A 25,606-nucleotide genomic window follows, 5' to 3' on the forward strand; every position below is an offset into this window, starting at 1 on the left:
TGTGGACCGCATGTGGTCATCCACCCCTCGTCGGTCACAGCAACAGCGCCTGAGAAGCTAGACCCCTTTGCTCGGTTCGCCAATAGGTATGACCGCAATCGGACGAACTTTGTCCTGGGTGTGGATAAACGCGGCACGTCCCGCTAGCGTCTCGAATCCCGTACCGGAGTGGGGAGTTCGGCATGGACAGACGTGGTTTCAACCGGCGGGTCCTCCTGGGCGGCGCCGCCGTCGCGACATCCTTGTCCCTGAGTTCGGAGGCGACCGGCGCCGCTGAGGCGCCGGCCCGGACGGCCCCGGCCGGCGGCGCGGTCCGGCACCTCAAGCTCTACGCCGAGAAGCTGGCCGACGGGCAGCTCGGCTACGGCTTCGAGAAGGGCCGGGCGAGCATCCCGGGCCCGCTGATCGAGCTCAACGAGGGCGACACGCTGCACATCGAGTTCGAGAACACCACCGACGTGGCGGCGAGCCTGCACGTGCACGGCCTGGACTACGAGATCACCAGCGACGGCACCAGACTCAGCAGGAGCCATGTGGAGCCGGGCGCGACGCGCACCTACACCTGGCGCACCCACGCCCCCGGCCGCCGCACGGACGGCACCTGGCGGGCGGGCAGCGCGGGCTACTGGCACTACCACGACCACGTGGTGGGCACCGACCACGGCACCGGCGGAGTCAGGAGGGGCCTGTACGGCCCGGTGATCGTCCGCCGGAGGGGCGACGTCCTTCCCGACCGCACCCATACGATCGTCTTCAACGACCTGCTCATCAACAACCGGCCGCCGCACACCGGACCCGACTTCGAGGCCACGGTGGGCGACCGGGTCGAGTTCGTCATGATCACCCACGGCGAGTACTACCACACCTTCCACCTGCACGGACACCGCTGGGCCGACAACCGCACCGGCACGCTGACCGGCCCCGAGGACCCCAGCCAGGTCATCGACAACAAGATCGTGGGCCCGGCCGACTCCTTCGGCTTCCAGGTGATCGCGGGGGAGGGGGTGGGCGCCGGGGCGTGGATGTACCACTGCCACGTGCAGAGCCACTCGGACATGGGGATGGCGGGCCTGTTCCTGGTGAAGAAGGCGGACGGCACGATCCCGGGCTACGAGCCGCACGCACCCCACGAGCCGCAGGGGGCGGACGGCACCGGGACGGCCGGGGGCGCGCACGCGGGCGCCGGGGAGGCCGGGGGCGCGCACGGGGCCCACCAGCACTGAACGGGCCGTGCTCGGGGCGGTGCGGGGCCGTCGAGCGCCGGGTGGTCTGTGCTCGGGGCGGTGCGGGGCCGTCGAGCGCCGGGTGGTCTGTGTTCCGGGGCGGCGTGGGGGGCGTCGGCGCGGAGCGGCCCGCGCCCGGGGCGGCACCGGCCCATCCGCGTCACGTGGCCGGCGCCCGGGGCGGTGCGGGGCTGCCGGGAGCGGCCGTCGCGCCCTTGTGGCGTGCGGTTATCCTGATCGGCAATCGCCGGTGAGGAGTCCCCAAGTGTCCGAGGCAGGTTCCCGTCCCACGCTGGAGGCCGTGGCCGCCCGGGCCGGGGTGTCACGGGCCACCGTCTCGCGGGTGGTCAACGGCGGCGACGGGGTGCGCGAGCCGCTGGCCGAGCGGGTGCGGCGGGCCGTCGAGGAACTCGGGTACGTCCCCAACCAGGCGGCCCGCAGCCTGGTGACCAGACGCCACGACGCCGTCGCCGTCGTCATCGCCGAGCCGGAGACGCGGGTCTTCGCCGACCCCTTCTTCGCCCTCCAGCTGCGCGGCATCAGCAAGGAGCTGACGACCCACGACAACCAGCTCGTGCTGCTGCTGACCGAGGGCCGCGACGACCACGCCCGCGTCGGCCGGTACCTCGCCGGCGGCCATGTGGACGGCGTGCTGGTGTTCTCCCTGCACCTCGACGACGCCCTGCCCGCCCTGATCCAGGGCGCCGGCATCCCGACCGTGTTCGGCGGACGGCCGGGCTGGAGCAGCGACGACGACGGCGCCGTGTACGTCGACAGCGACAACCGGGGCGGCGCCCGGGCGGCCGTACGCCATCTCGTCGGCCTGGGCCGCAGGCGCGTCGCGCACATCGCCGGGGCCCTGGACCAGACGTCCGCGGTGGACCGGCTCGACGGCTACCGGGACGTGCTGCCCGGCGCCGACCCGCGGCTGATCGCCGAGGGCGACTTCACCCCGGCCGGGGGCGAGCGGGCGATGCGCGCGCTGCTGGAGCGCTGTCCCGACCTGGACGCCGTGTTCGCCGCCAACGACCTCATGGCCTCCGGCGCCCTGCGGGTCCTGCGGGAACGCGGGCGGCGGGTCCCCGGCGAGGTCGCCGTGGTGGGCTTCGACGACATGGCGCCCCTCGCCGAGCAGACCGACCCGCCGCTGACCACGGTCCGTCAGGACATCGAGGAGATGGGCCGCCTGATGGCCCGCCTCCTGCTCGGCCGCCTGCGCGGCGGGCCCGGCGAGGCGGCCGGCGGCACGGCGGCCGGCGTCGTCCTGTCCACGACCCTGGTCCGCCGCGCCTCCGCGTAGCGGCGGCTCAGTCCTGCGGCTCGGGGCTCCGGATCACCGCGAAGCGGGCGCCGTACGGATCGGCCGGCTCGGCGACGCGCCCCACGTCCGGCACGTCGACGGCCTCCGTCCGGACCGTGCCGCCGGCTCCCGCGCCCGGCCCACCGCGGCGTCCGCGTCGGGCACCTCGCAGTACGGCAGCCAGTGCGCCACGTCCTCCATGGGGGCGTCGGCCGGCGGACCGTCACCGCCGAACCCGGCGTCCTCGCCCAGCCCGGCCGGGTTCACGCAGGTGTTCGAGACGCGGGGATGCCCACCGACGGCGTCCCCCGGCCGAGCAGCGCGTTGCAGCAGCCGGCGGCGGACGCGACGCCCGGCGTGTACGAAGCGGACGGCGCCGTCGAGGCCGGGGGCGCCGACATCGAGCCGGTTCGGCGTGGCGTGGACGGAACGGGAGGTGAGCATCGTCGCCTCCCGGAGGCGCCGTTGCCCGCAGTGCCGGGACTCGCACCACCCGTGGACCCCCGCGTGCCGAAGCCGCGCCGGCGGTCACCGGCCGGGGCGGGCGGGGTTCCGCGCGTTCCGGCCGCGCCCGCGCGCCGCCGTGCGCCACGCCCCGACGCGCGGGCATCATCGGGGCGGCCGTCACAGGGAGGGCGGCCGTCATGGAGGGTGGCCGGGGCGGCGCCGGAGCCCCGCAACGGGGCGTTGAGCGTGCGTTGATCGAACGTTTTTCACGCCGCGGCAGGCTCGGATCCATGCACTCCGAAACCATCAGCCCCGCGGACACCGCCTGGCAGGCCCAGGCGCTGTGCGCGCAGACCGGGGCGGACTTCTTCTTTCCCGAGCCGGGCAGCTCCGTGCGGGAGGCGAAGCGCATCTGCGGCCTGTGCGAGATGCGCGCCGCCTGCCTGGAGTACGCCCTGGCCAACGACGAACGCTTCGGCGTCTGGGGCGGCCTGTCCGAGAAGGAACGCCTCCAGTTGCGCCGCACTCCCTGGTGACCGGGGGGCGGGCGCCGTCCGGCGCCCGCGCGCCGCGTCGGTCAGGCCGCCCCGCGCGCGGCCATCCGCGCCTTGCGCGCCGCCAGCCTCTCGTCGAACTTCGCGGCCTCGGTGTCCAGGCCGTTCATGAAGAGCCCGAGCTCCTCCTGCGCCTTGACGCCCTCGGGCCCGAGCCCGTCGATCTCCAGCACCTTCAGGAAGCGCAGCACGGGCTGGAGCACGTCGTCGTGGTGGATGCGCAGGTTGTAGACCTCGCCGATGGCCATCTGCGCGGCGGCCCGCTCGAAGCCGGGGATGCCGTGGCCGGGCATGCGGAAGTTGACGACGACGTCCCGCACCGCCTGCATGGTCAGGTCGGGCGCCAGCTCGAAGGCCGACTTCAGCAGGTTGCGGTAGAACACCATGTGCAGGTTCTCGTCGGTCGCGATCCGCGCCAGCATCCGGTCGCAGACCGGGTCGCCCGACTGGTGGCCGGTGTTGCGGTGCGAGATGCGGGTCGCGAGCTCCTGGAAGGCGACGTAGGCGATCGAGTGCAGCATCGAGTGGCGGTTGTCCGACTCGAAGCCCTCGCTCATGTGCGCCATGCGGAACCGCTCCAGCTGGTCCGGGTCCACCGCGCGCGAGGTGAGCAGGTAGTCCCGCATCACGATGCCGTGCCGGCCCTCCTCGGCGGTCCAGCGGTGCACCCAGGTGCCCCAGGCGCCGTCGCGGCCGAACAGGGAGGCGATCTCGTGGTGGTAGCTGGGCAGGTTGTCCTCGGTCAGCAGGTTGACGACCAGCGCGATCCGGCCGATCTCCGTGACCTTGGACTGCTCCTTGTCCCAGGCCTCGCCGTCCTCGAAGAGGCCGGGGAAGTTGCGGCCGTCGGTCCACGGCACGTACTCGTGCGGCATCCAGTCCTTGGTGGTCTTCAGATGGCGGTTGAGCTCCTTCTCGACCACTTCCTCCAGGGCGTACAGCAGCCGGGCGTCGGTCCAGACGGAAGGGCTGCCGAGGTGCGGAGAGGTGATCGTCACGGGTACTCCAGGGGGACGTGGGACGAACGGAATCAGGTCCGGCTGGCGGTGCCGGAACTTACGGGATCGTAGGCTACGAACCCGTAGGTTACGAAGCCGTAGGTTAAGGGCGCTGTAAAGACCGCTGTTCAGGCCCGCTTGCCCGGCCGAACGAACACTTCAGGCGTACAGCTCCCGCAGCCGTACCGAGAGGCATGTCACACACCCTTCGAGCTTCTCGAACTCGCTGATGTCCACGACGACCGGCGTGTAGCCGAGGTCCGTGAACAGCGCGGCCGTCTTCGGGGCGCCGGCCGCCATGAGCAGCTTGTCGCCGCCGAGCAGCACCACGGCGGAGCCGGAGGCCTCCGGCACGTGCAGGAAACGCCCGAACAGGGACGGCGTGTCCCGCAGCGGCATGTGCCCGATCACGGTCCCGTCGGGCAGCGCCGTGACCGCCGACTTCAGGTGCAGCACCGTGCCGACGGGGACGGCGACCACCCGCGCGCCGAGCGGTTCGAAGGCGGCCCGCAGCTGCCGCACGCCGGCGGCGTTGGTGCGCCCGCCACGGCCGACGTAGAGCGTGTTCCCGATCTTCAGCACGTCACCCCCGTCCAGCGTGCCCGGCTCCCGGACCCGGTTCACCGAGCAGCCCAGACGGGCGACGACCTCCTCGACGCCCGCGGTCTCGTCCCGCCGGGACGCGGCGCCGGAACGCGCGATCAGGGCGACGTTCCGGTACATGACGACGGTGTCCTCGACGAAGACCGCGTCCGGGCAGTCGTCGGCCGGGTCGACCTCGACCGTCTCCCAGCCGTGCGTGCGCAGCGCCTCCGCGTACGCCGCCCACTGCCCGGCCGCGAGCTCGACGTCGGCCCTCTCCCGCTGGATGTGCGTCACCAGGCCTTCGGCGAGGCGCGGGCCGGGGCGACGGATGAGGGCCTTCTTGCTGGGCACGTGCGGTCTCCGTATCGGATGGGCTGCTTGCCGGTCCGGTTGCCCGGGTGCGGCCGGAACCGGTCGCGGACCGGCCGGCGTCCTGCAGGGCCATTGTCGGAGACGGCGGGCCCGCGGGCCGCCCGGAACGGACGGACCCGCCGCGACGACGTGCTCCGGTCCGCCGGCCTCAGAGGGCCGCGAGGGCCTGCGGAGTGGTCTCCCGGAGCTCCCCGTCCAGCGGCAGCCAGCGCGTGACGCCGATCGACTCCAGGAACGGCAGGTCGTGGCCGGCCACGACCAGCGCCCCCCGGTACGACTCCAGGGCCGTGGTGAGCTGCCGCACGCTCGCCATGTCCAGGTTGTTCGTCGGCTCGTCCAGCATCAGCAGCTGGGGCGCCGGTTCGGCCGGCATCAGCGCGGCCAGCGTCGCGCGGAAGCGTTCGCCGCCGGACAGCGTGGCCACCTGCTGGTCGGCGGGGCAACGCGTGTCGAGACACCGGAAGGCGGCGACCACCGGGCGGGCCGTGAGCCCGAAGGGTGGGGGAGAACGGGTGAAGCCCTGCTCCGCAAGGACGGCTCGGCCGCCGAGGTCGCACGCGGCGTGCACACCGGACGGGTGTGACGCGGTGTCTCAGGACCTCAGAGGAGCAACGTCCTTCTCCCATCGGCGGCAACAGGACGCTGAACACCGTAGGAGCGGCGCCGGTGCCCCGTCAAAGGATTCACGGGCGTCCGCCGCCGGGGCGCACCGGCACGCCGGCCGGGCTCAGTACGCGTCCCGCAGCAGCTCCGTCAGGTCGTGGTCCAGGTCGAGGCGGGCGTGTTCCAGGCCCTCGGGCACCAGCGCGCGCGTCGCCCGGAGGAACCGGCGCAGCTCACCCGAGCGGACGTGCACGACGGCGACGCCCTCGCAGGCGTGGAACTCCAGCACCGTACGGTCGTAGCCGTACGGCCGCACCCGCACGTCGCCCTGGCCCTCCGCGCCCCGCAGGCCGGCCGCCAGCAGCTCGCGGGCGAACGTCCAGCAGACCGCCTCCCCCCGCAGCGTGGCGGGGGCCGGGAAGGTCATGCGGACCGCGAACGGATCGCCCAGGTCGTAGCCGAGCGTCGCGGGGATGCTCGGCATCCGCGGCGCGGCGGCGACGAGGCGCGCCTCGACGGGCTGCTCGATGACGGTGGACATGGCCTTGCTCCCTTGTGACGGCCGGACGGACTGCCGGCGCCGAGGCCGGGCACTGGGTGAGACGACGGAATCGGCGCGTCCGTGCACCCGCGCGCGGGGTGACCTCCGTCACCGTGCACGGCGCGCGGTGAGGGGGCCGCGTCGCCCGTCCGCAGAGCTGACCGGGCCCCGAGTGCCGTAGTAGTGCCCCACGACGGGGGTACTCGGTCGCCCGACGCGAGAGGAAGTGAGAGGACATGCCGAGCGGTTCGAGCCCGAAGCGGGAACGACAGTACGAGCACATCAAGAAGAGTGCGCAGGAGCGGGGCGAGAGCACCGGCCGCGCCAAGGAGATCGCGGCGCGCACGGTGAACAAGGAACGCGCCCGCTCCGGCGAGTCCAGGACGGCCGGCCGTACGTCCACCCAGGACACGCCGTCCGGCAAGCGGGGCGGCCGGCGGTCCGGCAAGGGATCCCAGGGGCCCACCTACGACCAGCTGTACGAGGAGGCCAAGCGGCGCAACGTCCACGGCCGTTCGGACATGAACAAGCAGCAGTTGCAGCGGGCCCTCGGTAAGTGAGGCCGCCTCGGGCGGCCCGGCCGGCGGGCCGCCCGGCCCCGTACCCTCGTCCTCACCATGACGACGACCGTACGCGTTCCCGAGGGCTGGCCCGGCACCGAGGAGGAGGCCCGCGCGATCCAGGACGAGTTGCGCCGCCGGGTGGTGCTGGACGAGCCGGGGCCGCCGCCCGGCACCGGCCACGTCACCGGCGTCGACGTCGCCTACGACGACGAGCGGGACACGGTGGCGGCCGCGGCCGTGGTGCTGGACGCGGCCACCCTGGAGGTCGTCGCCGAGGCCACCGCGGTCGGGCGGATCTCCTTCCCGTACGTGCCCGGCCTGCTGGCCTTCCGGGAGATCCCCACCGTGCTGGCCGCCCTCGACGCCCTGCCGTGCCCGCCCGGCCTGGTGGTCTGCGACGGCTACGGCCTCGCCCACCCGCGCCGCTTCGGGCTCGCCAGCCACCTCGGCGTCCTCACCGGCCTGCCCACGATCGGCGTCGCGAAGAACCCCTTCGCCTTCACCCACGCCGACCCGGCGCCCGCGCGCGGGTCGTCGTCCCCGCTGCTGGCCGGCGACGAGGAGGTCGGCCGCGCCCTGCGCACCCAGGAGGGCGTCAAGCCGGTCTACGTCTCCGTCGGGCACCGCGTCGGCCTGGACCGGGCCTGCGCCCACGTGCTGCGGCTCAGCCCGCGCTACCGCCTGCCGGAGTCCACCCGCCGCGCCGACGCCCTGTGCCGCCGCGCCCTGCGCGACGCCACCACCCCGGGGACGGGCCCGGGCCCGGAGTGAGCAGGGGCGTGGGCGCGGCCTGCGTGCGGCCCTCCGCGGCCGGGCGCCCCGCCCGCGTGCGTGCCCGCGCTGCCGGCGAGGGCCCTTCGTCCCGGGCGCGGAACGGCCGGACTGAGTACCCGCACCTGCCCGGCGCGGCCCTTCTGAGTACCCCTACGGATGCCGGGGCACCGGCCTGGTCGGCAGGCTGGCCCGCATGACGACGCACCGCGCCCGCGCTCCCCAGCACCCCGCCCGAGCGAGCCGGTCCGGCGAGCGGGTCGTGACCCTCGCGCTGGTCCTGGCCGTGCCGGCCGGTCTCGCCTGGCTCGCCGCGATGGTCTACACGCTGGCCGTGTGGTCGCTGTAGCGGGGCCGCGGGGGTCACCGGCTCGCCGCCACGCGGAACGTGATCCCCGCCCGGCGCAGCCGGTCCAGCAGCGCGTCGCCCATCGCCACCGCCGTGGTGACCTGCCCGGCGGCCGGCGGCAGGTCGTCGCAGGCCAGGGCCAGCGCGCCCTCGGCGAACATCTTCGCCGTCTCGCCGTACCCGGGATCGCCGCCCGCGACCTCGGTGAACACCTTGCGCCCGCCGCCCTCGCCCACGAAGCGCACGGTGAACCAGCTCCTCGCCCGCCGCTCGGCGCTCGGCCCCTGCCCGGGCCGCAGCCGCCCGGACAACCAGCGCCGCGCGGGCGGCACCTGGGCCACCGCCGCCACCGCGCCGACCGCCGCGATCCCGCCCACCGCGACCGGCAGCCGCCGGACGGCGGCGTAGTGCCGGTAGCGGAAGTCGGGGCCGTACCGCTCCAGCGCCCGCGCCGACCGGCGCACGATCTGCGGGTCCACGGTCGGCAGCGGCAGCGCCCAGGCCCGTACCTCGGGGACGAACCGCGGTGCCCCGTCCGGCGCGGCCGCCCGCCGCGCCGCCGGCCGCGGCTCGTGCCGGCGCCGCTCGCGTGCGGCGGCCGCCAGCTGCCGGGGCCGGGCGAACTGGTTCAGCGCGGAGGCGAGCGTCCCGCCCGAGAAGGCGGCGTCGACGGTCACGAACCCGTCCACCGTCAGCGGCACGCCCTCGGGCAGCTGCCGGACGGTGACGTACACGCCCAGGTCGTGCGGTACCGAGTCGAAGCCGCAGGCGTGCACCAGGCGGGCGCCGGTCTCCCGCGCGCGGGCGTCGTGCCGGACGTACGTCAGGTCCACGAACTCGGGCTCGCCCGACAGGTCGAGGTAGTCCGTGCCGAGGTCCGCGCAGGCGGCCACCAGGTCCTCCCCGTACGTCACGTAGGGGCCCACCGTGGTGGCCACCACGCGCGCCTGCCCGGCGAGCCGGCGCAGCGACGCCGGATCGGCCACGTCGGCCCGCACCACCCCGGTCTCCGCGCCCCGCGGCGGCCGCTCCCGCAGCCGTTCGCGCAGCCGTGCCAGCCGCGGCTCACTGCGGCCGGCGACGGCCCAGCGCAGGTCCGAGGGAGCGTGCGCGGCGAGATACTCGGCCGTGAGCGTCCCGACGAAGCCCGTGGCCCCGAAGAGCACGATGTCGTACGGACGGTCCGCCCTGCTCGGCTTGGTCATGACGCCCCTCGTTCCCGCAGCCCGCGCCGCTGTCGGTGGCCGAGGCCAGTGCCGCGGCAGGCGACGTTCACCCCGTCACGACGCCCGGCACGCACTCCCGCCGCACCGGCCGGAAGCCCGGGTACGTCCCGTACAGGGCTTCCGGCCGGCACGCCGGGAGCACGCACCGGACGCCGCTCCGCCACGGGCAGACGCTGCCTGCCCTCACGCACTAGCGTGGCCGGTGCGGAGCTCGACGACGAGCCCGGAGGTGGCCCGTGACCTGACGCCGCGTCCGCGTGGTGGTGCGGCCCACCGCCTGGCACCCTTGATGTTCAAGCGCTTGCTCGTCCAGGCCTCGTGCCCGACGGGAACCCGTTCCTACCATCACCGGTGTTACACCGGTCGTGTCACAGCGACAGGGGGCTCGATGACCACGGCGACGACGCCGTCACCGCACGGCCCGCTCACCGGCGTCCGGGTGGTGGAACTGGCCGGCATCGGCCCCGGCCCCTTCGCCGCCATGCTCCTCGCCGACCTCGGCGCCGACGTGGTCCGCGTGGACCGCCCCGGCGGCCCCGGCCTCGCGATCGACCCCGCCCACGACGTCACCCACCGCAACAAGCGCTCGGTGGTCGTCGACCTCAAGTCCCCCGACGGCCCGGCCCGTGTCCTGGACCTCGCGGCCCGCGCCGACATCCTGGTCGAGGGCTACCGCCCCGGCGTCGCCGAGCGCCTCGGCGTCGGCCCCGAGGCCTGCCACGCCCGCAACCCCGCGCTCGTCTACGGCCGGATGACCGGCTGGGGCCAGGACGGCCCCCTCGCCGACCGCGCCGGCCACGACATCGCCTACCTCGCCCCGACCGGCACCCTCGGCCTGATCGGCCGCCCCGGCGAGGCCCCGGCCGTCCCCGCCAACCTGCTCGGCGACTACGCGGGCGGCTCCCTCTACCTCGTCGTCGGCGTCCTCGCCGCCCTGCACCACGCCCGCGCCACCGGCACCGGCCAGGTCGTCGACGCCGCCATCGTGGACGGCGCCGCCCACCTCGCCGCGATGATCCACGGCATGCTCGCCGCCGGCGCCTGGCAGGACCGGCGCGGCGCCAACCTCCTGGACGGCGGCTGCCCGTTCTACGGCACCTACGAGACGGCCGACGGCCGGTACATGGCGGTCGGCGCGCTGGAGCGGCGGTTCTACGACGAGTTCGTCACGCTGCTCGGCATCGCCGACCGGGCCCCGGCCCGCGAGGACGTCGCCCGCTGGAGTGAACTGCGCGAGGCCGTCGCCGCCCGCTTCAAGACCCGTACGAGGGACGCGTGGACGGCCGTCTTCGAGGGCACCGACGCCTGCGTGGCGCCCGTCCTGTCGCTGCGGGAGGCCCCGCACCACCCGCATCTCGCCGCGCGCGGCACCTTCACCGACCACGGAGGCATCACCCAGCCCGCCCCCGCCCCCCGCTTCTCCGCCACCCCCACCGCGGTCCGCACCGGCCCGGCAGAGCCCGGCGCCCACACCGCGGACGTGGCCCGCGACTGGGACCTGCCAGGCCTGGCGCCCGGCGGGTCCGGGACGTCCCAGGCCCCGTCCACAGCCCCTCACCGAAAGGCCGCCCAGTGACCACCGAAGCGTACGTGTACGACGCGATCCGCACCCCGCGCGGACGCGGCAAGGCCAACGGCGCCCTGCACGGCACCAAGCCCATCGACCTGGTCGTGGGGCTCATCCACGAGATCCGCGACCGCTTCCCGGACCTCGACCCCGCCGCCGTCGACGACATCGTGCTCGGCGTCGTCGGCCCCGTCGGCGACCAGGGCTCCGACATCGCCCGGATCGCCGCGATCGCCGCCGGCCTGCCGGACACGGTGGCCGGCGTGCAGGAGAACCGCTTCTGTGCGTCCGGCCTGGAAGCCGTCAACATGGCCGCGATGAAGGTCCGTTCGGGCTGGGAGGACCTCGTCCTGGCGGGCGGCGTGGAGTCGATGTCCCGGGTGCCGATGGCCTCGGACGGCGGCGCCTGGTTCCACGACCCGATGACCAACCTCGCGGCCAATTTCGTCCCGCAGGGCATCGGCGCCGACCTGATCGCCACCATCGAGGGCTTCTCCCGCCGGGACGTCGACGCGTACGCGGCGCTGTCGCAGGAGCGGGCCGCCCACGCCTGGAAGGACGGCCGCTTCGACCGCTCGGTCGTGCCGGTGCGGGACCGCAACGGCCTGGTCGTGCTCGACCGCGACGAGCACCTGCGCCCCGGCACCACCGCCGACTCGCTGGCCGGGCTCAAGCCGTCGTTCGCGGACATCGGCGACCTCGGCGGCTTCGACGCCGTGGCACTGCAGGAGTACCACTGGGTGGAGAGGATCGACCACGTCCACCACGCGGGCAACTCCTCCGGCATCGTCGACGGCGCCGCCCTCGTCGCGGTCGGCTCCCGGGAGGTGGGGGAGCGGTACGGCCTCACCCCCCGCGCGCGGATCGTCTCCGTCGCGGTCTCCGGCTCCGAGCCGACCATCATGCTCACCGGTCCCGCCCCCGCCACCCGCAAGGCGCTCGCCAAGGCCGGGCTGACCATCGACGACATCGACCTGGTCGAGATCAACGAGGCGTTCGCCGCGGTCGTCCTGCGCTTCGTCAAGGACATGGGCCTGGACCTGGACAAGGTCAACGTCAACGGCGGCGCCATCGCCCTCGGCCACCCGCTCGGCGCCACCGGCGCGATGATCCTCGGCACCCTCGTGGACGAACTGGAGCGCCAGGACAAGCGGTTCGGCCTCGCCACGCTGTGCGTCGGCGGCGGCATGGGCGTCGCCACGATCGTCGAACGCGTCTGACCGGCCCGTCCCGGACCCCGATACGGAGAAGCCATGACCGAGAGCACCACCATCCGCTGGGAGCAGGACGAGACCGGCGTCGTCACCCTCGTCCTGGACGACCCGGGCCAGTCCGCGAACACCATGAACCAGGCCTTCCACAACTCCCTCGCCGCGGTCGCCGACCGGCTGGAGGCCGAGCGGGACTCCGTCCGCGGCGTCGTCCTCACCTCCGCCAAGAAGACCTTCTTCGCCGGCGGCGACCTGCGCGACCTGATCCGGGTCACCCCCGAGACCGCCCAGGAACTGTTCGACGGCGGCCTGGCGGTCAAGCGCGACCTGCGCCGCATCGAGACCCTGGGCAAGCCGGTCGTCGCCGCGATCAACGGCGCCGCCCTGGGCGGCGGTTACGAGATCGCCCTGGCCTGCCACCACCGCGTCGCCCTGGACGCGCCCGGCTCGAAGATCGGCTGCCCCGAGGTCACCCTCGGCCTGCTGCCCGGCGGCGGCGGCGTGGTGCGCACGGTCCGTCTGCTGGGCATCGCCGACGCCCTGCTGAAGGTCCTCCTCCAGGGCACCCAGTACAGCCCGCGCCGCGCCCTGGACAACGGCCTGGTCGACGAGGTGGCCGAGACCCCGGAGGAGATGCTCGCCAAGGCGCGCGCCTTCATCGACGCCCACCCCGAGTCGCAGCAGCCCTGGGACCGGCCCGGCTACAGGATCCCCGGCGGTACGCCCGCCCACCCGAAGTTCGCCGCCGACCTGCCCGCCTTCCCCGCCAACCTGCGCAAGCAGACGAACGGCGCCCCCTACCCGGCCCCGCGCAACATCCTCGCGGCCGCCGTCGAGGGCTCCCAGGTCGACTTCGAGACCGCCCAGGTCATCGAGGCCCGCTACTTCGTGGAGCTGGCGGCCGGCCAGACCTCGAAGAACATGATCCAGGCGTTCTTCTTCGACCTCCAGGCCGTCAACTCCGGCGCCAACCGCCCCCCGGGCGTCGAGCCCCGCCAGGTCCGCAAGGCGGCCGTCCTCGGCGCCGGGATGATGGGCGCGGGCATCGCCTACGCGTGCGCGCGGGCCGGCATCGAGGTCGTCCTGAAGGACGTCTCCCTGGAGGCCGCCCTCAAGGGCAAGGGCCACTCCGAGAGGCTGTGCGCCAAGGCCGTCGCCAAGGGCCGGACGACGCGGGAGAAGGCCGACGCGCTGCTCGCCCGCATCACGCCCAGCGCCGAGGTCCAGGACCTCGCCGGGTGCGACGCGGTGATCGAGGCGGTCTTCGAGGACACCGCGCTCAAGCACAAGGTCTTCCAGGAGACCGAGCAGGTCGTGGCGCCGGACGCGCTGCTGTGCTCCAACACCTCCACGCTCCCGATCACCGCCCTCGCCGAGGGCGTCGAGCGCCAGTCCGACTTCATCGGGCTGCACTTCTTCTCGCCGGTCGACAAGATGCCGCTGGTCGAGATCATCAAGGGCGAGCGGACCGGCGACGAGACCCTCGCCCGCGCCTTCGACCTGGTCCGGCAGATCGGCAAGACGCCGATCGTCGTCAACGACTCGCGCGGCTTCTTCACCTCCCGGGTCATCGGCCACTTCCTCAACGAGGGCGTGGCCATGGTCGGCGAGGGCGTCGAGCCCGCCTCCGTCGAGCAGGCGGCGGCCCAGGCCGGGTACCCGGCCAGGGTGCTGTCCCTGGTGGACGAGCTGACGCTCACCCTGCCGCGCAGGATCCGCGACGAGAGCAGGCGGGCCGTGCAGGAGGCGGGCGGCACCTGGACCCCGCACCCGGCGGAGGCCGTCATCGACCGCATGGTCGACGAGTTCGGCCGCACCGGCCGCAGCGGCGGCGCCGGCTTCTACGACTACGCGGAGGACGGCGGGCGCACCGGCCTGTGGCCCGGCCTGCGGGAGCACTTCACCCGCCCGGGCACCGACATCCCCTTCCGCGACATGCAGGAGCGCATGCTCTTCGCCGAGGCCCTGGACACCGTCCGGCTGCTGGAGGAGGGCGTGCTGACGTCGGTCGCCGACGCCAACATCGGCTCGATCCTCGGCATCGGCTTCCCCGGCTGGACCGGCGGCGTGCTGCAGTACGTCAACGGCTACGACGGCGGCGGGGGCGGTACCGGCCTGCCCGGCTTCGTGGCCCGCGCCCGTGAGCTCGCCGAGCGCTACGGGGAGCGGTTCGAGCCGCCGGCGCTGCTGGTGGAGAAGGCCGGGAAGGGCGAGCGGTTCACCGACTCAGTCCGTTCCTGACCCGCCGGGCCACTCGCCCAGCTCTTCCCGCAGCGACCGCTGGAACGCCGTCAGCAGCGCCTGCACCACCAGCGGGTGCATGTGCGCCGACAGGGACTTCACGTCCCCGGCGGCGCGGTCGGCCACCTCGCCGCGGAAGAGCTCCGCGAGGGCGCGGGCCGCGGCGCGGGAGTGCTCCACGAGCACCGCGCGCGCCGCGAGGACGGCCTCGTGCGACAGCGGCACGTCGAGCAGCTGGACGCCCAGCCGCAGCAGCCCGGGGTCGACCCGGAACGCGTCCTCGCCGGCCGCGCCGACGACGTTCATCGCCGACAGGCGCGCCAGGTCCTCGGGGCCCAGCGGCCGTCCCGCGCGTCGCTCCAGCTCCCGCCGCGACACCGTCTCCACCGCGTCCGGCGCCCACGAGGCCACCACCGCGCGGTGGAGGGCCAGGTCGTGCGGGGTGAGGTCCGGCGGCAGCTGCCGCAGGTACCGCTCGATCGCCGCCAGGGTCAGGCCCTGCCGCTGCAACTCCTCGACCAGGGCCAGCCGCGCCAGGTGGACCGGACCGTAGCGGCCCACCCGGCGGGGACCGAGCACCGGGGGCGGGAGCAGTCCCTTGCCGGCGTAGAAGCGCACGGTGCGCACCGTGACGCCCGCCCGGGCGGCCAGCTCGTCGATCGTGAGGCTCGGCTCCCCGGCGTCGGTCGTCATGTGCAGCAGTATCGCTGTCCCACCGGTGCTGTGAAACCCCATGGGCACACGGTGGCGGACCCGGGGTGATCATGCGGTGGTCGTGCGGCGACCCTGTGCGAAGTGATGCCCCGCGACCCGGACCACCGCCCGCGAGGTGATGCGTGTGGGAAAGTGCTGCCTCGGTCCGTGCCACGTCACGAGCGCGGGGACGGACCGGAGTCACGTACGGACACCCGGGCGCACGACGCTCGGGCGCACCAGGGAGTGGTACCACCCGTGAGCAACGACGCCGTGGACACGGCCAGGACCGCCGCCGGGAACGGGGCGCCCACGACGCCCGCCGACGCGGGCGACGCCGGTTACAGCAAGGACCTCAAGGCCCGCCACGTCAACATGATCGCCATCGGCGGCGCCATCGGCACCGGCCTCTTCCTGGGGGCCGGCGGCCGCCTGCACAGCGCCGGCCCGGCGCTCGCCCTGGCCTACCTGGTCTGCGGCGTCTTCGCCTTCTTCGTGGTCCGGGCGCTGGGCGAGCTGGTCCTGTACCGGCCGTCGTCCGGGTCCTTCGTGTCGTACGCGCGCGAGTTCCTCGGCGAGAAGGGCGCGTACGTCGCCGGCTGGATGTACTTCCTGAACTGGTCGACGACCGGTATCGCCGACATCACCGCGATCGCGCTCTACACGCACTACTGGAGCCTGTTCACCGACATCCCGCAGTGGGTGCTGGCGCTGATCGCCCTGGCGGTGGTCCTGGCGGTGAACCTGATCTCGGTGAAGATCTTCGGCGAGATGGAGTTCTGGTTCGCGATCATCAAGGTCGCCACGCTGGTGGCCTTCCTGCTCGTCGGCATCTTCCTGCTGGTCACCCGGCACGAGGTCGGCGGCACGACGCCCGGCCCGAGCGTGATCACCGACAACGGCGGCGTCCTCCCGCACGGCGTCATGCCGGTCGTCCTGGTCGTGCAGGGCGTGATCTTCGCCTACGCCGCGCTGGAGCTGGTCGGTGTCGCCGCGGGCGAGACCGCCGAACCGGAGAAGGTCGTCCCGCGCGCGGTGAACTCGATCATGTGGCGGGTGGGCCTGTTCTACGTCGGCTCGGTGGTCCTGCTGGCCCTGCTGCTGCCCGGCTCGGTCTACTCGGCCGACGAGAGCCCGTTCGTCACCGTCCTGTCGAGGATCGGTGTCCCGGCCGCGGGGGACGTGATGAACCTGGTCGTCCTGACCGCCGCGATGTCGTCCCTGAACTCGGGCCTGTACTCCACCGGCCGCATCCTGCGCTCGATGGCGATGGCGGGCTCGGCCCCGAGGTTCACCGCCCGGATGAACCGCAGCCAGGTGCCCTACGGCGGCATCCTGCTGACCTGCGCGGTGTGCGTGCTCGGCGTCGGCCTGAACTTCCTGGTGCCGGCCCAGGCCTTCGAGATCGTGCTGAACGTGGCCTCCCTCGGCATCGTCAGCACCTGGGTGATCATCATGGTCTGCCACCTGGTCTTCGTCCGGCGCGCCCGGGCGGGCCTGGTGGAGCGGCCGCACTTCCGTCTCCCCGGCAGCCCGGTCACGGAGATCGCCACCATCGCCTTCCTGCTCGCCTGCCTCGGCATGATGGCGAACGACCCCGAGGTCGGCCGCAAGACCCTGCTGCTCGTGCCGCTGATCGCGGTGCTGCTGGTCGGCGGCTGGTTCGCCGTCCGCCGCCGCGTGTCGCGCACGGCGAAGCAGGAGCTGACCGGGCCGACCGGGTAGGCAGCCGGCGGGCCGGCGGCGGACCCGCTCTCACCCGGGCCGCAGCGGATAGGCTGCGCCCCGGCCGGCGGCACACGGCCGCCCGCCCGCTCACCGGTGTGAGCGGCCGGCGCGCCGCGGTGCCCCGGCGACGGTCCACGACCAGGGGGAGGTTCGGAGCTGAGCCGCGACATCGACGTACTCGTGCTGGGCGGCGCCGGCGTCGACACCATCGTCCACGTACCGCAGCTGCCGCTCCCGTACGCCGACAGCTACATGATCCACGACGGGATCCGCACCCGCGCGGGCCAGACCGGCGACTTCGTCGCCCTCGGCCTGGCCGCGCTGGGCCTGCGCACCCACCACCTCGACCTGCTCGGCGACGACCCCGAGGGCGAGCTGGTCCGCGCGCTGCACCGGGAGCGGGGCATCGCGCTCACCGCCGTCCCGCAGCCCGCCGGCACCAAGCGCGCGGTCAACCTGGTCGGCCCCGACGGCCGCCGGCTGTCCCTGTACGACAGCAGCCGCGGCCACCCCGACGACCGGCTGCCCGAGGCCACGCTCCGGGAGCTGGCCGGCCGGAGCCGCCACGTGCACGTCTCCATCACCCAGCCGTGCGCGCACGCCCTGCCCGTGCTGCGCGAGAGCGGCGTGACGATCTCCACCGACCTGCACGACTGGGACGGCGAGAACCCTTACCACGAGACGTTCGCCCGGGCGGCGGACGTGGTCTTCGTGTCCGCCGCCCGGCTGCCCGACCCCGGGCGCACCCTGCGCCGGATCGCCGGGCGCGGCCGCGCCCGGGTGGCCGTCGCCACCGCCGGCGCCGAGGGCGCCCACCTGCTGGCCGACGGCGAGCTGACCCGTGTCCCGGCCGTCCGGCCGCCGGCCCCGGTGGTGGACTCCAACGGCGCGGGCGACGCCTTCGCCGCGGCCTTCCTCTTCGGCCACCTGAACGGTGAACCGCCCCGGAGATGCGCCCTGTACGGCGCGCTGGCCGGCGCCCACGCGTGCACGGTGCCGTCGACCCGGACGGACGCGATCGGGCGGGACGGACTGCTCGCCCGCGCGGCCGGGGCGGACGCCTGACCGCGTGGGCGCGAGCGGCCGTTCCGTGCGGTGCGGACGGCGCGCCGGGCCGGGACACCGGTCCCCGCCGCGGCGCGCCGCCTTCGCACTGGCGGGGACTAGCGGGTGTGCCCGTGCGCGTCCCCGTGGTCGTGGACGCCGTTGGTCGCCGCGATCTTCTTCCACGACGCCGGCTGCCGCGGCGCACCCTCCGTGCCCGCCGCCCGGGTCGGGAGCGCGGCGTCCGCCGCCGCCGGCGCGCCCGGCTTCGACGGCTGGAACAGCCAGGTGTCGAACAGCCCGGTCAGCCGCTCGCCGGAGACACGCTCCGCGTACCGGACGAAGTCGTCGACCGAGGCGTCGCCGTGCGCGTACGTGTGCGGCCAGCCCTTCAGGATCGCGAAGAAGTCCTCGTCACCGATCGCGTTGCGCAGCGCCTGCAGGGCCAGCGCGCCCCGGTCGTACACGGCCAGGTGGAACTGGTTCTCGGGCCCCGGGTCGCCGGGACGGACCGTCCAGAACGGGTCGTCCGCCGGGCGCGACGCGTACACGTAGTCCGCGATCTCCTGGGCCGTGCCCTCGCCCTCGTGCTCGGACCACAGCCACTGCGCGTACCGGGCGAAGCCCTCGTTGATCCAGATGTCCCGCCACTGGGACACCGACACCAGGTCGCCGTACCACTGGTGGGCCAGTTCGTGCACGACCAGGGACGTGTTCGCCCCGTTGGCGAACTGCCGCGGGCTGTAGAAGGGCCGGGTCTGCGTCTCCAGCGCGTACCCGGTGGTGGTGTTCGGCACGTATCCGCCGAGCGCGTTGTAGGGATACGGCCCGAAGTAGCCGGTCAGCCAGTCGGCGATCTCGCCGGTCCGCTCGATGCTGGCGCGTGCCGCGCCGTCGTGGCCGCCCAGATCCTTGCTGTAGGCGTTGATGACCGGAATGCCACTGTCCGTCGTCGCCCTCGTGACGTCGAACCGGCCCACCGCGAGGGTGGCGAGATACGTGGCCTGCGGCTTGTCGGACCGCCAGCTGTAGCGGGTCCAGCCGGCCCGGGAACTCGTCGCCTGAAGCGTGCCGTTGGAGATGGCCTGGGTGCCGTCCGGCACCTGCACCGAGACGTCGAAGGTGGCCTTGTCCCGGGGGTGGTCGTTGCTCGGGTACCACCACCACGCCGACTCGGGCTCACCGGCCGCGACCCCGCCGTCCGCCGTCCGCAGCCAGCTGGTGAAGCCGTACGCCCGCTTAGACGACGGCACCCCGCTGTAGCGCACCACCACGGTGACGGAGGTCCCTTCGGCCAGCGGCCTGCTCGGAGTGATCTGGAGTTCGTGCTCGCCCGAGGTGGCGAACGCCGCCTTCGAGCCGTTGACCCGCACCTCGCTCACGTCCAGCAGGAAGTCCAGGTTGAACCGGGACAGGTCCTGCGTGGTGCGCGCCAGCAGGGTCGCCGTGCCCGCCAGCCGGTCGTCCGCCGGCTGGTACGTGAGCCTGAGGTCGTAGTGGGAGACGTCGTATCCGCCGTTGCCGTACGCCGGGTAGTAGGGGTCACCGATGCCCGGGGCGCCGGGGGAGTGGCTCGCGGCCGATGCCGGGATCGCCAGCAGGAGGGAGGCCGCCGCGAGTGCGCCCGGCGTGATGATTCTGCGGTGCACTGGAGCTCCAAGTCGTCGGGGTGGCTTGACCGTTCGGAGCCTATTCAGACCCGGGCGCCACGGGCCTGTCCACGACATCCGATGTCACAAGATCGCCATTCGGCCGTCATACACCCGGACGGCCCGAGCACCTGCCTCCGGGCCCGCGGCCGCGCCGCGAGGCGGCGCTCGGCCGTCCGAGTGATGCTCAGCCGTCCTCTTCTGCACCGGAGTTGACGGCGGTACCGTCCGGCGCATGCCGACACGCACGCGCCTCACCACCCTGTGGAGACCGCTCGCCACGGCGGCCACCGCCGCCCTCGCCGCCACCCTGCTCACCCCCGCCACCGCACACGGCACCCCGCGGGAGAGCCGGCCCGTCTACGCGTACGACTCCGCCGTCCGCGAGGCCGTCTGGGTGGACACCGGCCTCGACGGGGACGGCGACGGCAGGACCGACCGGGTCGCCGTCGACGTCGTCCGCCCGCGCGAACCCGACCGGCAGGGCCGCAAGGTGCCCGTCATCCTGGAGGCCGGCCCGTACTACGCGTGCTGCGGCCGGGGCAACGAGAGCCAGCGCAAGACGTACGACGCCGAGGGACACGTCGTGCAGACCCCGCTGTACTACGACAACTACTTCGTACCGCGCGGCTACGCCTTCGCCGCCGTCGACCTCGCCGGCACCAGCCGCTCCGACGGCTGCGTCGACGTCGGCGGCCGCTCCGACGTCCGGTCCGCCAAGGCCGTCGTCGACTGGCTGAACGGGCGCGGCACGGCCTACACCACCCGCACCGGCACCACCACGGCCGACGCCGGCTGGAGCAACGGCAGGACCGGGATGATCGGCAAGAGCTGGGACGGCACCATCGCCAACGGCGTCGCCGCCACCGGTGTCGAGGGCCTGGAGACCATCGTGCCGATCGGCGCCATCTCCTCCTGGTACGCCTACTACTTCGCCGAGGGCGCCCCGCTGTACGGCTCCGGCCCGGACCGGCTGGCCGACCGCGTCAACAGTCCCGGGGCCCGCGCCCGCTGCGGCGCCGTGCAGCGCCGACTCGCCGACGGCGCCCCGCGCACCGGCGACTGGACGCCGCTGTGGACCGAGCGCGACCACGTCCGCGCCGCGAGCAGGGTCAGGGCCAGTGTCTTCCTGGTGCACGGCATGCAGGACCTCAACGTGCGGATGCAGCACGTCGGCCCGTGGTGGGACGCCCTCGCCCGAAACGGCGTCCAGCGCAAGATCTGGCTCTCCCAGACCGGCCACGTCGACCCGTTCGACTTCCGCCGCGCCACCTGGGTGCGGACCCTGCACCGCTGGTTCGACCACGAACTCCTCGGCTACGACAACGGCATCGACCGCGAACCCATGGCCGACGTCGAACGCCACCCCGACCAGTGGGTCACCGCGAAGACCTGGCCGCCCCGCGGCACCGCCACCGTGCGTCTGCGTCCCGCCCGGGGCACCCTGCCCGGCGTCGGCACCCTGGGCCTGCGCCCCGGCACGGGCACCGAGACCTTCACCGACGACCCGGCGCGCGGCGAGACCGACTGGGCCGCGGAGACCGACCGGACCACCCCCGACAAGGCCGGCTTCGTCACCCGCCCCCTCACCCGGGACCTGCGCCTGTCCGGTTCCTCCCAGGTCACCGTCACCGCGACCCCCAGCACCCCCACCGCCCACCTGTCGGCCGTCCTCGTGGACCTCGGCCCCGCCACCGTCCGCGACTACGCCGACGCCGCCGAGGGCATCACCACCCTTCCCGAGCGCACCTGCTGGGGAGCCTCCACCACCGGCGACAGCGCCTGCTACCAGGAGACCCGGGCCAAGCCGGCCGACGTCGGCCGGACGGTCGTCAGCCGCGGCTGGGCCGACCTCGGCAACCACGCCTCCGCCCTGTCGGGCCGCCCGCTCACACCGGGCCGGCCGTACACCATCACCCTCGACCTGGCCGCCACCGACCACGTCGTCCCGGCGGGCCACCGGCTGGCCCTGATCATCGCGGGCACCGACAGGGACCTCATCGACCCTCCGGCCGACACCCCGACGCTCACCCTGGACCTGTCCCGCACCTCCGCCCGCGTCCCCCTGACCGGCGGCGCGACCGCCTTCACCCGGGCCACCGGCTGACCCACCCCGGGGGGCGGCGCGGCCATCCCGGCCGCGCCGCCCACGGGCACGGTCACCGGCTCACCCCGGCCGGTCACCGGCTCACCCGGGAAACCCCACTGCCCCCGTCAGCCCGGCCGCCTCCCACGCACACCCCCACGCGACCGTCACGCCCCCGCCGCCGTGACCGTAGTTGTGCACCAGCACCCGCCCGTCCGGCAGCACGTCGCGCTCCAGCCGCACCGCGTGCCGTGCCGGCCGCAGCCCCACCCGGTGGTCCAGCACGCGCGCCCCGGCGATCTCCGGACGCAGGGCCGCGCACCGCCGGACGATCGCCTCGGCCACCGCGGGATCCGGCACCGGTGACCACGCGTCCTCCTCCGAGGTGCCGCCCAGCACCAGCCGGTCCGGGTGCGGGAGGACGTAGGCGAGCCCGCCGCGGGCGTCCTCGGAGACGACCCAGGTGCGGATCCCGGGGTTTTCCACCACGACCAGCTGCCCGCGCACGGGCCGCACGGACGGGTCCGGCACCAGCTCCCGCGAGCCCAGCCCCGCGCAGTTCACCACCACCGGCGCGTCCGCCTCCGCCAGCGCCGCCACCGCGCGCTGCTGGACCACCCCGCCCGCGGCCGCCAGCCGCCGCAGCAGCCAGGCCAGATGGGCCGGCATGTCGATGAGCGGCAGCCGCGCCCACAGCCCCGCCGGCCCGGCGTACTCCTCGGGCGTCGCCACGCGCAGCCCCCGCAGCCGGCCCGCCGCCCAGGCCCTGGTCTCGTCCAGGCCGGTTCCGCCCATCACCCCTTCGACCAGGCGTACGCCGGTGACCTCGGGGCGCCGGGCCAGCTCCTCGTAGACGTCCAGGGAGCGCAGTGCCCAGCCGCGCGCCGCCCGGAGCGGCTCGACGCGGTACGGCCACCACAGCGCGCCCGCGACCGCCGAGGTGGTCCGCTCGACGGGGTCCCGCGTCCACACCCGTACCCGCCGCCCGCTCTCGGCCAGCACCACGGCCGTCGTCAGCCCGACGACGCCCCCGCCGACGACCACCACGTCGTCCCTCGTCCCGTTCGTCATGCGCGGACCGTAGCGGATGTGTCATGCCGCGATCAGAGCGCGCGACGGTGGGGAGACTCACCGTATGCCTGCCGCGTGCGCGACCTTCGGCCCGGCACCGGCGATGCGTGCCGGTGGAGTCCTGAGGCCGGTGCCTGCCCCATGCGCCGGGACCTCGTGGACTTCGTCGTCGACGGGCGCCCGCTGCTGTTCCGGCTCTGCGACCCGGACGCCGTCTCGCCGCTCGCCGCCGACGTGCCGCCCGCCGTCTTCACCGCCCAGGTGCGCGGCCTGCCGGCGGCCGAGGCGCCGCTGTCCGGCGGAGCGGTACGTCAGCCACGGCTGCCCCGAGTGCGCCGACCTGGCGTGCGGCGCGGTCACCGCGGTGATCGGGCGGGCCGGCGACGACCACGTGTGGCGGGACTTCGCCGGGCAGACCACCGAGCGGGCCGACCCGGAGCCGAACGGCCACCGGGGCATCGGCCCGTTCCGCTTCCAGGGCGCCGGGTACCGCGCGGCCCTGACCTCCCTGCTCGGCGCCGGCGTCCCGGCAGCCGCCGCGTCCTGCGGATCGGCGCCCGCGCCGCCCTGCTCGCCCGGCTCGCCGCCGCGCTGCGCACCATCGGCATCGGTGCCGACATCACCCGGGACGCCGACGGCGTACCCGCCGGGGAAACTGCGCGGCTACGGCGCGGTCGCCTTCGGCCGCGGGGCCGGCGAGCCGGAGCGCGCGGCGGTGCGCCGGGCCCTCGCCCGCGCCGGGGTCGCGGTGGCGTACGCCGACGGACTCGCCCCGGTCGCCCCGCTGCCGGTCGCCCAGATCGAACGCGGTCTCGATGGCAGCCCGGTGGAGCGGCGCCTCACCCGCCTGGCCGCTGCCGACGGCGAGGCGGAAGCGGAGGTCAGCCCGGCCTGCCGCGTCCGGCTCACCGCGTACCGCCTCGGCCGGCCTTTCCGCACCCGCACCCACGAGGTCTTCGACGGGCTCCGCGAACCGGGCCGCCACCGCGTCCCGCTGGACGCCCAGGCCGTCCGGGGCGAGGCCTGCGGGGTGGCGCGGACGGCGGGGAGCGTGCCGGAGGCGGCGGTGGCACGGTGAGCACCGGCGCGGAAGCCGGGCGGGACACCCTCTAGGATCGGCACCCTGATGACTGCCACCCTCGTCGCCAAGAACCTCGCCGCCGGGCACGGCGACCGCGCCCTCTTCGCCGGCCTCGGCCTGGTCGTCGCGCCCGGCGACGTGATCGGGCTGGTCGGCGCCAACGGCGCCGGGAAGTCCACGCTGCTGCGGATGCTCGCCGGGCTCGACGCCCCCGAGCAGGGCGAGCTGCACCTGTCCCCGCCCACCGCCACCGTCGGGCACCTGCCCCAGGAACCGGAGCGGAGGCCGGGCGAGACGGTCCGGGAGTTCCTGGCCCGCCGCACCGGCGTCGCCGAGGCCCAGCGGGCCATGGACGCGGCCACCCAGGCGCTGGTCGACGGGGCGCCCGGCGCGGACGACGCCTACGCCGCCGCCCTGGAGCGCTGGCTCGGTCTCGGCGGCGCCGACCTGGACGAACGGGCCGAGGAGGTCGCCGACTCGCTCGGCCTCGCCGTCGGTCTCGACCAGCCCATGACGTCCCTCTCGGGCGGCCAGGCGGCCCGCGCCGGCCTCGCCTCCCTCCTGCTCTCCCGCTACGACGTCTTCCTGCTGGACGAGCCCACCAACGACCTCGACCTGGACGGCCTGGAGCGCCTCGAACGCTTCGTCGGCGGCCTGCGCGCCGGCACCGTCGTCGTCAGCCACGACCGTGAGTTCCTCACGCGCACGGTCACCAAGGTCCTCGAACTCGACCTCGCCCAGCAGCGGACCACCCTCTACGGCGGTGGCTACGCGGCCTATCTGGAGGAGCGCGAGGTGGCCCGGCGGCACGCGCGGGAAGGGTACGAGGAGTACGCCGACAAGAAGGCCGCCCTCCAGGACCGGGCGCAGATGCAGCGCGCCTGGATGGACAAGGGCGTGAAGAACGCCCGCCGCAAGGCGGGCGGCGACAACGACAAGATCGGCCGCAAGTTCCGCAGCGAGGCCAGTGAGAAGCAGGCCGCGAAGGCCCGGCAGACCCAGCGCATGATCGAACGGCTGGAGGTGGTCGAGGAGCCGCGCAAGGAGTGGGAGCTGCGCATGGAGATCGCCTCCGCGCCCCGCTCCGGCGCGGTCGTCGCGACGCTGCGCGACGCCGAGGTCCGGCGCGGCGGCTTCGCGCTCGGCCCTCTCTCCCTCCAGATCGACTGGGCCGACCGGGTCGCGGTCACCGGCGCCAACGGCGCGGGCAAGTCGACCCTGCTCGGCGCGCTCCTCGGCCGTGTCCCGCTGGACGCCGGGCACGCCGCCCTCGGCTCCGGGGTGCTCGTCGGCGAGGTCGACCAGGCCCGCAAGCTGTTCCACGGCCCGGAGAGCCTGCTCGACGCGTTCTGCGCGGCGGTCCCCGACACCGAGCCGGCCGAGGTGCGCACCCTGCTGGCCAAGTTCGGCCTGAGGTCCGGTCACGTGCTGCGTCCGGCGGCCACCCTCTCCCCGGGCGAGCGCACCCGCGCGGCCCTCGCCCTCCTCCAGGGCAGGGGCGTCAACCTGCTGGTGCTGGACGAGCCGACCAACCATCTCGACCTGCCCGCCATCGAGCAGCTGGAGTCGGCGCTCGACGCCTACACCGGCACGCTGCTGCTGGTCACCCACGACCGCCGCATGCTGGACGCCGTCCGCGTCACCCGCCGGCTGGAGGTCGCCGACGGGAAGGTGACCGAGCGCTAGCGGAGCGCGGGGCGACG

Annotated in this window: 21 protein-coding genes and 2 pseudogenes; 14 read left to right on the top strand and 9 right to left on the bottom strand. The window is 74.5% G+C overall.

All coding sequences use genetic code 11. The annotated features are described in order from the left end of the window. Positions 1 to 182: 182 nt before the first annotated feature. Positions 183 to 1,223, top strand: a complete 1,041-nt coding sequence (locus tag ACFF45_RS11575; protein WP_381345408.1) for a multicopper oxidase domain-containing protein — start codon at positions 183 to 185, stop codon at positions 1,221 to 1,223. Between the two features lie 265 nt (positions 1,224 to 1,488). Continuing rightward, positions 1,489 to 2,523: a LacI family DNA-binding transcriptional regulator gene (locus tag ACFF45_RS11580; RefSeq protein WP_381345409.1), complete on the top strand. Its 1,035-nt coding sequence runs from the start codon at positions 1,489 to 1,491 to the stop codon at positions 2,521 to 2,523. 33 nt (positions 2,524 to 2,556) lie between these two features. Here the strand turns inward: ACFF45_RS11580 and ACFF45_RS11585 are convergent, their stop codons facing one another. Beyond that, on the bottom strand, positions 2,557 to 2,967 hold the full coding sequence (locus ACFF45_RS11585; RefSeq protein WP_381345411.1) for a hypothetical protein: 411 nt from the start codon (positions 2,965 to 2,967) through the stop codon (positions 2,557 to 2,559). Between the two features lie 293 nt (positions 2,968 to 3,260). On the opposite strand from ACFF45_RS11585, the gene ACFF45_RS11590 reads away from it, so the two are divergent. Next, positions 3,261 to 3,506: a WhiB family transcriptional regulator gene (locus ACFF45_RS11590; protein WP_381345413.1), complete on the top strand. Its 246-nt coding sequence runs from the start codon at positions 3,261 to 3,263 to the stop codon at positions 3,504 to 3,506. Between the two features lie 41 nt (positions 3,507 to 3,547). Here ACFF45_RS11590 and ACFF45_RS11595 read toward each other — a convergent pair whose 3' ends face one another. The 4 genes and pseudogenes from ACFF45_RS11595 to ssgD all read right to left on the bottom strand — a co-directional run bounded on the left by ACFF45_RS11595 (position 3,548) and on the right by ssgD (position 6,623). Then, positions 3,548 to 4,522 carry an acyl-ACP desaturase gene (locus ACFF45_RS11595; protein WP_381345415.1) on the bottom strand — a complete coding sequence of 325 codons (975 nt, stop codon included), beginning with the start codon at positions 4,520 to 4,522 and terminating at the stop codon, positions 3,548 to 3,550. Positions 4,523 to 4,681: 159 nt separating this feature from the next. Then, positions 4,682 to 5,458 (bottom strand): dimethylargininase, encoded by a 777-nt coding sequence (gene ddaH / locus ACFF45_RS11600; RefSeq protein ID WP_381345417.1) that lies wholly within the window; start codon positions 5,456 to 5,458, stop codon positions 4,682 to 4,684. 169 nt (positions 5,459 to 5,627) lie between these two features. Continuing rightward, positions 5,628 to 5,915 (bottom strand): annotated as a pseudogene (locus tag ACFF45_RS11605) (ABC transporter ATP-binding protein); the annotation flags it as partial. Between the two features lie 291 nt (positions 5,916 to 6,206). Then, complete coding sequence (ssgD, locus tag ACFF45_RS11610; protein WP_381345419.1) at positions 6,207 to 6,623, bottom strand: spore wall synthesis regulator SsgD; 417 nt, start codon at positions 6,621 to 6,623, stop codon at positions 6,207 to 6,209. A 236-nt stretch (positions 6,624 to 6,859) separates the two neighbouring features. On the opposite strand from ssgD, the gene ACFF45_RS11615 reads away from it, so the two are divergent. From ACFF45_RS11615 to mmpA, 3 genes are all read left to right on the top strand, one after another. Beyond that, on the top strand, positions 6,860 to 7,183 hold the full coding sequence (locus tag ACFF45_RS11615) for a plasmid stabilization protein (RefSeq protein WP_381345421.1): 324 nt from the start codon (positions 6,860 to 6,862) through the stop codon (positions 7,181 to 7,183). Between the two features lie 57 nt (positions 7,184 to 7,240). Then, positions 7,241 to 7,957: an endonuclease V gene (locus tag ACFF45_RS11620; protein ID WP_381345422.1), complete on the top strand. Its 717-nt coding sequence runs from the start codon at positions 7,241 to 7,243 to the stop codon at positions 7,955 to 7,957. Between the two features lie 196 nt (positions 7,958 to 8,153). Further along, complete coding sequence (gene mmpA / locus ACFF45_RS11625; RefSeq protein ID WP_381345424.1) at positions 8,154 to 8,306, top strand: morphogenic membrane protein MmpA; 153 nt, start codon at positions 8,154 to 8,156, stop codon at positions 8,304 to 8,306. A gap of 14 nt (positions 8,307 to 8,320) precedes the next feature. Here the strand turns inward: mmpA and ACFF45_RS11630 are convergent, their stop codons facing one another. Then, positions 8,321 to 9,511 carry a saccharopine dehydrogenase family protein gene (locus tag ACFF45_RS11630; RefSeq protein WP_381345426.1) on the bottom strand — a complete coding sequence of 397 codons (1,191 nt, stop codon included), beginning with the start codon at positions 9,509 to 9,511 and terminating at the stop codon, positions 8,321 to 8,323. A 409-nt stretch (positions 9,512 to 9,920) separates the two neighbouring features. Between ACFF45_RS11630 and ACFF45_RS11635 the strand changes: the two genes are divergently transcribed. The 3 genes from ACFF45_RS11635 to ACFF45_RS11645 are packed head-to-tail and all read left to right on the top strand — an operon-like array spanning position 9,921 to position 14,551. Beyond that, positions 9,921 to 11,108: a CaiB/BaiF CoA transferase family protein gene (locus ACFF45_RS11635; protein ID WP_381345428.1), complete on the top strand. Its 1,188-nt coding sequence runs from the start codon at positions 9,921 to 9,923 to the stop codon at positions 11,106 to 11,108. Beyond that, a complete protein-coding gene (locus tag ACFF45_RS11640) occupies positions 11,105 to 12,319 on the top strand; it encodes an acetyl-CoA C-acetyltransferase (protein WP_381345430.1) in 1,215 nt (404 codons plus the stop codon). The genes ACFF45_RS11635 and ACFF45_RS11640 overlap by 4 nt, the downstream gene beginning before the upstream one ends. Positions 12,320 to 12,352: 33 nt before the next feature. Then, a complete protein-coding gene (locus ACFF45_RS11645) occupies positions 12,353 to 14,551 on the top strand; it encodes a 3-hydroxyacyl-CoA dehydrogenase NAD-binding domain-containing protein (RefSeq protein WP_381345432.1) in 2,199 nt (732 codons plus the stop codon). Here ACFF45_RS11645 and ACFF45_RS11650 read toward each other — a convergent pair. Then, positions 14,537 to 15,244 carry a MerR family transcriptional regulator gene (locus tag ACFF45_RS11650; protein WP_381345434.1) on the bottom strand — a complete coding sequence of 236 codons (708 nt, stop codon included), beginning with the start codon at positions 15,242 to 15,244 and terminating at the stop codon, positions 14,537 to 14,539. The genes ACFF45_RS11645 and ACFF45_RS11650 overlap by 15 nt on opposite strands. A 258-nt stretch (positions 15,245 to 15,502) precedes the next feature. Between ACFF45_RS11650 and ACFF45_RS11655 the strand changes: the two genes are divergently transcribed. Both ACFF45_RS11655 and ACFF45_RS11660 read left to right on the top strand, forming a co-directional pair. Next, positions 15,503 to 16,969 carry an amino acid permease gene (locus ACFF45_RS11655; RefSeq protein WP_381345435.1) on the top strand — a complete coding sequence of 489 codons (1,467 nt, stop codon included), beginning with the start codon at positions 15,503 to 15,505 and terminating at the stop codon, positions 16,967 to 16,969. A 159-nt stretch (positions 16,970 to 17,128) separates the two neighbouring features. Next, positions 17,129 to 18,037, top strand: a complete 909-nt coding sequence (locus ACFF45_RS11660) for a PfkB family carbohydrate kinase (protein WP_381345527.1) — start codon at positions 17,129 to 17,131, stop codon at positions 18,035 to 18,037. A 98-nt stretch (positions 18,038 to 18,135) separates the two neighbouring features. On the opposite strand, the gene ACFF45_RS11665 is transcribed toward ACFF45_RS11660, so the two are convergent. Next, positions 18,136 to 19,665 (bottom strand): M1 family metallopeptidase, encoded by a 1,530-nt coding sequence (locus ACFF45_RS11665; RefSeq protein ID WP_381345437.1) that lies wholly within the window; start codon positions 19,663 to 19,665, stop codon positions 18,136 to 18,138. Positions 19,666 to 19,900: 235 nt separating this feature from the next. Here ACFF45_RS11665 and ACFF45_RS11670 point away from each other — a divergent pair, with 235 nt between their 5' ends. Continuing rightward, on the top strand, positions 19,901 to 21,772 hold the full coding sequence (locus ACFF45_RS11670; protein ID WP_381345439.1) for a Xaa-Pro dipeptidyl-peptidase: 1,872 nt from the start codon (positions 19,901 to 19,903) through the stop codon (positions 21,770 to 21,772). A gap of 81 nt (positions 21,773 to 21,853) precedes the next feature. Here ACFF45_RS11670 and ACFF45_RS11675 read toward each other — a convergent pair whose 3' ends face one another. Then, complete coding sequence (locus tag ACFF45_RS11675; RefSeq protein ID WP_381345441.1) at positions 21,854 to 22,822, bottom strand: FAD-dependent oxidoreductase; 969 nt, start codon at positions 22,820 to 22,822, stop codon at positions 21,854 to 21,856. 64 nt (positions 22,823 to 22,886) lie between these two features. On the opposite strand from ACFF45_RS11675, the pseudogene ACFF45_RS11680 reads away from it, so the two are divergent. Next, positions 22,887 to 23,900, top strand: a pseudogene (locus ACFF45_RS11680) (oxidoreductase). 48 nt (positions 23,901 to 23,948) lie between these two features. Continuing rightward, the gene (locus ACFF45_RS11685) at positions 23,949 to 25,589 is read left to right on the top strand and encodes an ABC-F family ATP-binding cassette domain-containing protein (RefSeq protein ID WP_381345443.1); all 1,641 of its coding nucleotides are present in this window, start codon (positions 23,949 to 23,951) and stop codon (positions 25,587 to 25,589) included. The last annotated feature ends 17 nt before the right edge of the window (positions 25,590 to 25,606 follow it).

This window comes from Streptomyces cinereospinus, assembly GCF_042430725.1.
GTDB classification, from domain to species: domain Bacteria; phylum Actinomycetota; class Actinomycetes; order Streptomycetales; family Streptomycetaceae; genus Streptomyces; species Streptomyces cinereospinus.